Origin of the sequence: Plantactinospora sp. ZYX-F-223 (genome assembly GCF_039649625.1) — a bacterium.
Classification (GTDB): domain Bacteria; phylum Actinomycetota; class Actinomycetes; order Mycobacteriales; family Micromonosporaceae; genus Plantactinospora.
In genome coordinates this window covers 93363-101094 of sequence record NZ_JBDJAV010000035.1, presented here as the reverse complement: position 1 = coordinate 101094, position 7732 = coordinate 93363, and the positions used below count along the sequence as shown (strand labels likewise).

General features: G+C 74.9%; 8 protein-coding genes. 5 read left to right on the top strand and 3 right to left on the bottom strand.

Annotation, left to right across the window (positions count from 1 at the left end; all coding sequences use genetic code 11):
- Positions 1-254 precede the first annotated feature (254 nt).
- The 5 genes from AAH979_RS30285 (at position 255) to AAH979_RS30265 (ending at position 4105) form a co-directional block, all read left to right on the top strand.
- On the top strand, positions 255-1289 hold the full coding sequence (locus AAH979_RS30285) for a GH25 family lysozyme (RefSeq protein ID WP_346261548.1): 1035 nt from the start codon (positions 255-257) through the stop codon (positions 1287-1289).
- A gap of 11 nt (positions 1290-1300) precedes the next feature.
- A complete protein-coding gene (locus AAH979_RS30280) occupies positions 1301-2194 on the top strand; it encodes a hypothetical protein (protein WP_346261547.1) in 894 nt (297 codons plus the stop codon).
- Positions 2195-2213: 19 nt separating this feature from the next.
- Positions 2214-2633 carry a hypothetical protein gene (locus AAH979_RS30275; RefSeq protein ID WP_346261546.1) on the top strand — a complete coding sequence of 140 codons (420 nt, stop codon included), beginning with the start codon at positions 2214-2216 and terminating at the stop codon, positions 2631-2633.
- Positions 2630-2776 (top strand): hypothetical protein, encoded by a 147-nt coding sequence (locus AAH979_RS30270; protein ID WP_346261545.1) that lies wholly within the window; start codon positions 2630-2632, stop codon positions 2774-2776. The genes AAH979_RS30275 and AAH979_RS30270 overlap by 4 nt, the downstream gene beginning before the upstream one ends.
- A 66-nt stretch (positions 2777-2842) precedes the next feature.
- On the top strand, positions 2843-4105 hold the full coding sequence (locus tag AAH979_RS30265) for a S8/S53 family peptidase (protein ID WP_346261544.1): 1263 nt from the start codon (positions 2843-2845) through the stop codon (positions 4103-4105).
- On the opposite strand, the gene AAH979_RS30260 is transcribed toward AAH979_RS30265, so the two are convergent.
- Genes AAH979_RS30260 through AAH979_RS30250 form a run of 3 tightly spaced genes read right to left on the bottom strand, consistent with a single transcriptional unit; the run spans position 4106 to position 7695 of the window.
- Positions 4106-6676 (bottom strand): CHAT domain-containing protein, encoded by a 2571-nt coding sequence (locus tag AAH979_RS30260; protein ID WP_346261543.1) that lies wholly within the window; start codon positions 6674-6676, stop codon positions 4106-4108.
- A gap of 1 nt (position 6677) precedes the next feature.
- A complete protein-coding gene (locus tag AAH979_RS30255; protein ID WP_346261542.1) occupies positions 6678-7142 on the bottom strand; it encodes a hypothetical protein in 465 nt (154 codons plus the stop codon).
- Complete coding sequence (locus tag AAH979_RS30250) at positions 7132-7695, bottom strand: sigma-70 family RNA polymerase sigma factor (protein WP_346261541.1); 564 nt, start codon at positions 7693-7695, stop codon at positions 7132-7134. The genes AAH979_RS30255 and AAH979_RS30250 overlap by 11 nt, the downstream gene beginning before the upstream one ends.
- Between the last annotated feature and the right edge of the window lie 37 nt (positions 7696-7732).

Below are 7732 nucleotides of genomic sequence, written 5' to 3'. Positions count from 1 at the left end.
ACGGCGTGAGCGACTACAGAAGGTAGCAGGATCAGACAATACGTGGTTAGCCCTGCTCTTTCACGATGCGTGAGTGGTGGTTGATGCCGATGCCATGGGCACGCAGCGAACGGAGGTGGGTCAGGAACTCCCTGGTGCAGCCGGCGGCCCACCCCGCTGCCCTCCCGTTGTCCTGAAGCCGGCCGCCGGATCCGCCCGCCGGCTTCAGGGCTAACCCGGATGGCTGGTCCGGCCCCAGGACGGACCCTGGGGCCATGAGCGGGATCGAAGAGAAGTACCAGGAACTGCTGCATCAGGGCTGGGGGCCGGCCGTGCCGCTGCCGGTCGTACCCCTGCCCGTCCCCGGCACCCACGGACGCTTCTTCGGGTACGTGCTGTCCACCGGCGTCGCGGTCACGATCTACGAGCACCCGGACACCGGCACGTTCGAGGTGCACGGGGCGATCCTGGCCCGCTACCTCGAGCTCGGCGGCCCGCTGGCCCTCGGTTTCCCGGTCAGCGACGAGGTCGACGACGTCGTCGGCGGGCAGCCGGTAGGCCGGGTGAGCCACTTCCAGCACGGTTCGATCTTCTACCACAACGGCACCCTGGTGGAGCTGAGGGCGCTCAGCGCCCCCGGCGCGGCGTTCGAGATCGTCGACGGCATCGACGTCTCCTACGCCCAGGGGAACATCGACTGGCCGGCCGTCGGCCAGGCCGGTCTCGGCTTCGCCTACATCAAGGCCACCGAGGGCGACAACCACACCGACAACCAGTTCGCCCACAACTGGGCTGGCAGCGCCGGCCGCGTGCCGCGCGGCGCCTACCACTACTTCCATGCCCGCACGACGCCCGACGCGACCCGCGCCCAGGCCGACCACTTCAGCAACGTCGTGACGGCGGCGGGCGGCGGCGCCGAGCTGCCGCCGGCAGTCGACGTCGAGACGCTGCCGCACGGGGTGACCGCAGAGCAAGCCGTGGCGTCGCTCCAGTTCTTCATCAGCATCGTGTGGCAGGCGACCGGACAGCGTCCGCTGATCTACACGTACCCGTCGTTCTGGACCAGCCAGATGCGCGGGAACGCCGCCTTCGACGGTAAGCACCACCTGTGGATCGCGAGCTACGGCCGGCCGCTGGGCCACGGCGCCCACGCCACCCGGCCCAACGGCCCGCTGCTGCCGCGCGGCTGGTCGGACTACTCGGTCTGGCAGCACGCCATCGGCGCCGGCATCCCCGGCATCGCCGGCCTCGTGGACCGCAACACGGTCGCGGTGCCCGGCGGCCAGAGCCTCGTCGACTTTCTGCACTGACGGGAGACACCATGGACACCTTCCTCGGCCAGCCGATCACCGGCGGCGTCAACGCGACCATGGCTCAGGTCCTCGCCGCGGTGGAGGACGACCTGTGGCGCACGTGGAAGGCCTCGCCGGACGAAGGGGACTTCCACACCTGGGCCGGCTTGGTCGAGCCGATCATCGGCACCCGGCCCGGCGACGGCCGCCACGCGACCGGCGCGGCCGTCGATCTCAACGTGACCGAGTGCCCGTACATCGTCACGCGCACCGGTGAGACGTACGGCGGCGAGGCGGCCGCGCACGACCAGCAGGAAATGCGCCGGCGGGTGGTCGAGGTCTACGACCGGGCGGTCGCGTTCTTCACCGTCAGCGGCCGGCGATCCGACACCAGCATCCGGGTCAACGACACGATCGAGGTCACGTACGACCGGTTCCGCGAGCTGTCCGACGCGCTGGTGTTCTACCTGTCCTGGGCGGTCTCGGCCGCTCACGTACGGGTGAACCGGCCACCCATCGCCGACGCGCATGCCCTGCCCGACGGCCATCCGGCGCTGCGCGCGATCCCCGCACCCGAGCTGGCCCAGCCGGCCGACGCCGCCATCCCGGCGATCGAGTTCCTCTACGCCGACGAGTTCTGGGCCCAGAACCACCAAGGCTGGCCGTACGGGCCGGAGCAGCAGTACTGGCAGATGCTGCGCGACTACGAGACCGTGCGCACTCCGATGCTCCACGGGAACCCGGCCCAGCCGATCACGGCGACGCGCAACCCGGCCCACGGGTTCCTCCAGCTCCGTAAGGAGTTGGTGTGCTCACTGATTCACGTGGGTGACGCGATCATCGGCACCCGCCGGATGCGGTGGGGCGCCAGCGACTTCGGCGCTCGGGAGAGCGGCGACGTCATGCACTTCGACTTGGGATAGAGCTGAAGGGAGAAAGGTGATGACCGACAGGAAGACCATCGACGAACGACTGGACGTGGCCCGTACGGTCGGGCTCGTGGCCGAGCTGCGGGCGGCTGTCCCGGTTCTCGGCGGATCGGCCGACGACCGGGCCGCGGCGCGCGAACGGCTGGGCCACACCCTGGACGACTACGTGGCGGCCACCACACGGCTGGCCGACGTACTGTCCGACCGGGCCGACGAGGTGCGGTCCAAGCTGGACGCATTGCAGGAGAAGCGCACCGCCCTCGGCGAGCCGGACGCCGCCCACGCGTTCGAGAACGCGATGGTGCAGATCCGCACGCTGATCGACCAGACCACCGACGGTGACGTCGCCGCGTTTGCCAAGCTGATCGCCGGCCGGGTGGCGACGGCCGCGACTCAGCTGCGGACCGAGACAGAAGGGAAGGGCGGGCAATGATCACCGTGGTCGACCGATTTGGACAGGCCATCGGCTACATCGACGAAGCCGCGATCCTGCCGGAAGGCGGCGGCGACGGCACCGGCGGCGTGGGACTGCTGGAGGGGCTACTCGTCGTCGGACTGGCGATGCTGGCGCTCTAACGGCCGATGGTGCAAGGGGTGGCACCGGCGCCATGCTGGTGCCACCACGCCACGAGAGGATCCGCGATGACCATCGAATGGCTGCCCCAGGGAGCCGTCTCCCCGGTCGTCGCCGGCCGCGACGGCTGGTTCCGGCCGGACGAGATCCTGGTCGGGGTGGAGGTCGAACCCCATCTGCCCGACCTGCTGGCCGCCGCGGACGTGTCGGCCGAGCCGTACGTACCCGGCCACACGCCTTGGCGGGACCGGGTGGCCGGGCCCGACTACGGCGACGTCAACGAGCGTCTGGCCGCGGCCGAGGCTCACCAGCGGCTGTGGACGGTAACCGACCGTCGCGGCCGCGACCTGCCCGACCTGGCGGCCGCGTTGCGAGCGCGCGGGGCCAGTGTCCAGCTCAACCACGTGTTCGTCGGCGAAGACTGGTACCACGGCGGCCCCGGCGACCGGCCGCGGCCGGTGCCACCGCCGACGCACTGGCCGCTCGCCCCAGGAGAGGCGAACGGCGCGGCGCACGTGGCGGTCCTCGACACCGCGATGCCACCGCAGTGGCGTGAGCTACCCGGTGGCCTGCGGGCGCTCGTCGTCGAGCGGTTCCCGGTGCCGGACCGGATCGGCAACCCACTGGACGAGAACGAGGACGGGCGGCTGGACCGGCAGGCCGGGCACGGCTTCTTCATCTGCGGCCTGGTCGGCCGGGTCGCACCGGCGGCGGGCGTCGCGGTCTCCACCGTGTTGCACGCCAGCGGCGAAGGTGACGAGGCACGGATCGCGCTGGCCCTGCTGGAGGAGGCGACCGCACCCATCGTCAACCTCTCGCTGGGCGGCTACACCGAAGGCGACACCCCACCGGCGGCGCTGATCGCGGCCGTGCGCCGGATCCTCGCCGCCGGCCGGGTCGTGGTGGCGGCGGCCGGCAACGACGGCGAGGGCGCCGAGCGCGCCGAGCGGCCGTTCTGGCCGGCTGCCATCAAGGGCGTGGTCGCGGTCGGCGCCTATCAGACGGTCGAGGGGGGGCCGGCGCCGGCGCCGTTCACCAACCGGGGGCCGTGGGTCGACGTGTACGCGCCAGGCGTCCGGCTGTGCAGCGCCTACGTCGACGGGCACGAGGACGAGGCCGGGTCGGCCTTCACCGGCTGGGCCAGTTGGAGCGGTACGTCGTTCGCTGCACCCCTGTTCGCGGCCGAGCTGGCCCGGCGGTTGATCGCCGACCCCGCCGGTGGCACCGCGGCCGCGCACCGCGACCGGCTGCTGGCCGAGCTGCCGCCGGTGCCGTGGCCCGGCTTCACCGGCCGGTTGCTGCCGGCCGGCGACATCGAGAGCACCTGGTAGTCAGCCGCCGAGGCAGACGAAGCTCGCCGCCGCGGCGAAGGCGGCGTGGTCTGGACCGGCGCCGGCCCGGGCGGCGGCCAGTGCGGCGGCCGGGCGTTGCCCCGACCGCAGGCACCGGTGGAAGTCGCGCATCAGCGGCTCCGTCGCCCCGTCGGCCACCGGCAGGACGGTCGCGACGACCGATCGCGTGCCGAGCGCGAGCAGGGCCGATGCCAAGCCGAGCAGCTCGTCGCCGGCCCGCACGGCGGCGACGCCGGACTGGCAGGCCGGCAGTACGACCGTGTCTGGTGCCGTGGCCAGCCGCTCGAGGTCGTAAACGGTCAGTGGGCCGTCGGCCAACGTCAGGGCCGACAGCAGCGGGTTGTCCACGCGCAGAACACCGTGGGCAGCAACGTGGGCGAGCGCAGCACCGTCCATTCCGGACAGCACCGACTCGACCGTCGCCGCGCCGTCCAGCAGGGCCGTACCGCCGGCCAGACCCGCTACCTCCTGACGGGCGCCGGGCAGCCCCGGACCGGCGGCGAAGAGCCGGTGTCCGGGGCGCACGGGCCGGCGCTCGGCCCGCAGCCAGGCGGCCGCCGACGGAGCCAGCGTCACCGGCCGCCCCGACACGCTGGGGAGCAGCCCCCACGGCACGGCGTGCAGCAGGCCGGTAGGTACGACGACCAGCGGCCGGTCGCCGACCGCACGCCGCAGCGGGGCCAGGAGCAGCCGGTCGAGCGCTAGGCCGGCCGCCTCGGCCAGGTGCCGCATGCGGTCGGCGGCCGCCGGCGGCCCGAGGCCGAGGGCGAGCCGGCGCAGCGTGAAGTGGGACGCCTCCAGCGGCGCGGTCACCACCGCGGCCGGGCCCAACCGGTGCAGCGTGCAGCGTCGGGCCGCAAGAGAGACCGCCAGCAGGTCGTCGCGATGGCGGACGTACGCCACGAGTGCCCGCTCGCCCAGCTCCGCCGCCAGCGCGGCCGGGTCGGGGGGAAGGTCCACCGGCCGGTGCAGCGGTCCGCCGGCCGTGCGGCTGATCCGCACCACCCGGCTCTCGGCGGCCGCCCGCGCCGCCGCGGTGGGGCCGGCCGGGCCCGCCTCGGCTGCGAGCCGGCGCAGGTCGGCCAGTGCCGCGGCGAGCTCCGGGTCGTCCGGCGGACGGACCGGACGCAGCCGCAGCGCTCGCGCCCGCGACCGTTCGGCCCAGACGAGCACCGCCCGCGCCGGGCCGGAGGCCACCACCAGGTCGAGCCCGTCGGCGGCCAGCGTATGACCGAGCCCGGCCACGTGGGCCCGCATGTCGGTCGCCCCGAGTACCGCCTGGGCGTCGTCGAGTTGGCGCAGGCCGGCCCGGAGCGCGCTCAGGGCGCCGGGCCGGTCGCCGGCGGCCCGGCGCCGGTCGGCTTCGGCGTGCCACCAGCGCACCCGCAGGTCCAGGGGCGCGGTTGCCCGCCGTGGCCGGACGCGCCGGAGCTGGGCAGCGGCCGCCGCGGGGTCGCCGGCGCCGAGCGCGAACCGGGCCGCCACGACCCGCGCGTCCTGCTCGGCGCCGCGCCAGCCGGCCGCGGCCAGCGCCTCGGCGCAGGCCAGTGCGTCGCGCAGGCCGGCCCGGGGCCGGGCCGACGCCGCGCGCAGCGCGGCGAGCCGGGCCAGCAGGGCCCAGCCGTCGCGGCCCTGGCGGGCGAACGCCCGGCCGGCCGCGCGGGCCTGCGCCACCGCCTCGGCCGGACGGCCGTCGGCCACGGCCGCCTCGGCCAGCAGCAGCCGCGCCTCGGCCAGATCGGTCGCGTGCCCGCTGGCCCGCAGGGCCGCCACCGCCCGGACGGCCGAGGCGTTCGCCTCGGCGGTCAGCCCCACCGACATGAGCACCTGGCTGCGGTTGAGCCACAGCTGCGGCCGCGGCGTGCCGGCCCGGGCGTGTGCCGCCTCGGCCCGGTCGAAGCCGGCCAGCGCGGCCGGTACGTCGCCGCGGTGGGCGGCCACCGTGGCCCGGTTCCACTCGGCGTCCGCCGCGAAGCGGTGCAGACCCAGCTCGGTGTAGAGGGCCGCGGCCCGCACCAGGTCGGCGTCGGCCGCCTCCAGCGTGCCGCGATGTTTGTGCAGCAGGCCGCGGTTGTTGAGGGCCCGCGCCTCCCACAGTGTGTCGCCGGCCGACCGCAGGGCAGGCAGCGCGGCGGCGTACCCGGACAGGGCCTCGGCCAGCCGCCCGGTCCGCTGCAGGATCAAGGCCCGCTGAGCCGCCAGCCGCACGGCCGGCAGCCCGTCGAGCGCGGCGGCGGCTCGGTCGGCCTCGGCCAGCGCCGCCCGCAGCCGGCCCCGGTCGACCAGCACGAATGCGAGACTCATCCGCGCCTCCGCCGCGGCGTCGGCGACGGGCCCGGCGCTACGCACGGCGACCCGGAGGCGGCGCTCGGCCGCGGCCGGATCGCCCAGCTCGCGCAGCGCGAGCGCGGCCGCCCGGTGGGCCCGGGAGACGGCCGCGCGATCTGCCCCGTCGGCCCGTACGGCCGCGTCCGCCGTCTCCAGCGCGCGGCGGGGATCCGCGCCGACCAGATCCAGCGCGCGAGCGGCGAGCGCGGCGGCAGCCGACACGTTACGGCGCGATCCAGCCGGTCGAGATACCGCCGGTCGGCCGGCCCGGCAGTCGCACCCGCAGCGGCCCGTCCGGCAGATCGGCCACCGTGAACCAGCCGCTTTCGTCGAGCGGGGCGGCGTGCGGGCCATCGCTCGCGTCGACGACGGCCTCGCTCGCGTCGACGACGACCTCGCTCGCGGTGCTGGCGACCAGGCCGCGCACCGCCAGGCCGCCAGCGGTGCGTTGGATCTGGAGGTCGATCGTCGTGTCGGCGTGGGCGAAGGACAGGAGCCGGGGCTGGTCGTCGCCGCGGACCACCTGCACGGCGGTGTCGAGCGCGGAGTCGGCCAGCAGGGCGGCAAGCTGGTCGTCGAGCCTGCGGGTCGACAGCGCGTGCCGCGCGCTCGCCACGACGAGTTCGGGCGGCGGGTCGGCGGCCGCGGCGACCCGGGTCAGCTCGGCCAGCAGCTCGTCATCCGTCACGGCGGTCTCCTATGGCCAGTTGCGTTTCGGCCAGCGCGCGGCGCAACGCGGCCAGGCAGCGTTGCCGGGCCGGGCCGATGCTGCCGATCGGCATGTCGAGGGCGGCCGACACGTCGGCGTAGGCCGGCGGCGGCACCGCCATCAGCACGCGCAGCAACTGCTGGCATCGGCCCGACAGCGTGTGCAGGGCCCGCCAGAGGCCGGCGTCGCGCTCCACCCGCAGCATCCGGGCGTCGACGGGCGGGCCCGGGTCGGGCACGGAGGCGAGCCAGTCGTCGACCGCCGCCGGCCGCTCCCGCCGGCGCCGCAGTAACTGCAGACACTCGCGGCGGACGGTCGTGGCCAGCCACGCCCCGAGCCGGTCCGGGTCGACGACGTCGTCGAGGTGTTCGACCAGGCGCAGCCAGGTGAGCTGCACGACGTCGGCCGCGTCGGCCGCGTCGAGCCGGAAGCCGCGCGCCACGGACCACAGCAGACCGGTGTACCGGTCCACGATGGCATCCCAGGCCCGCTGGTCACCGCTACGAGCCGCCGCTAGGACCTCGGCCTCCATCGCTCACCTCCACGGCTTGCTTACCAGATACCTGCGA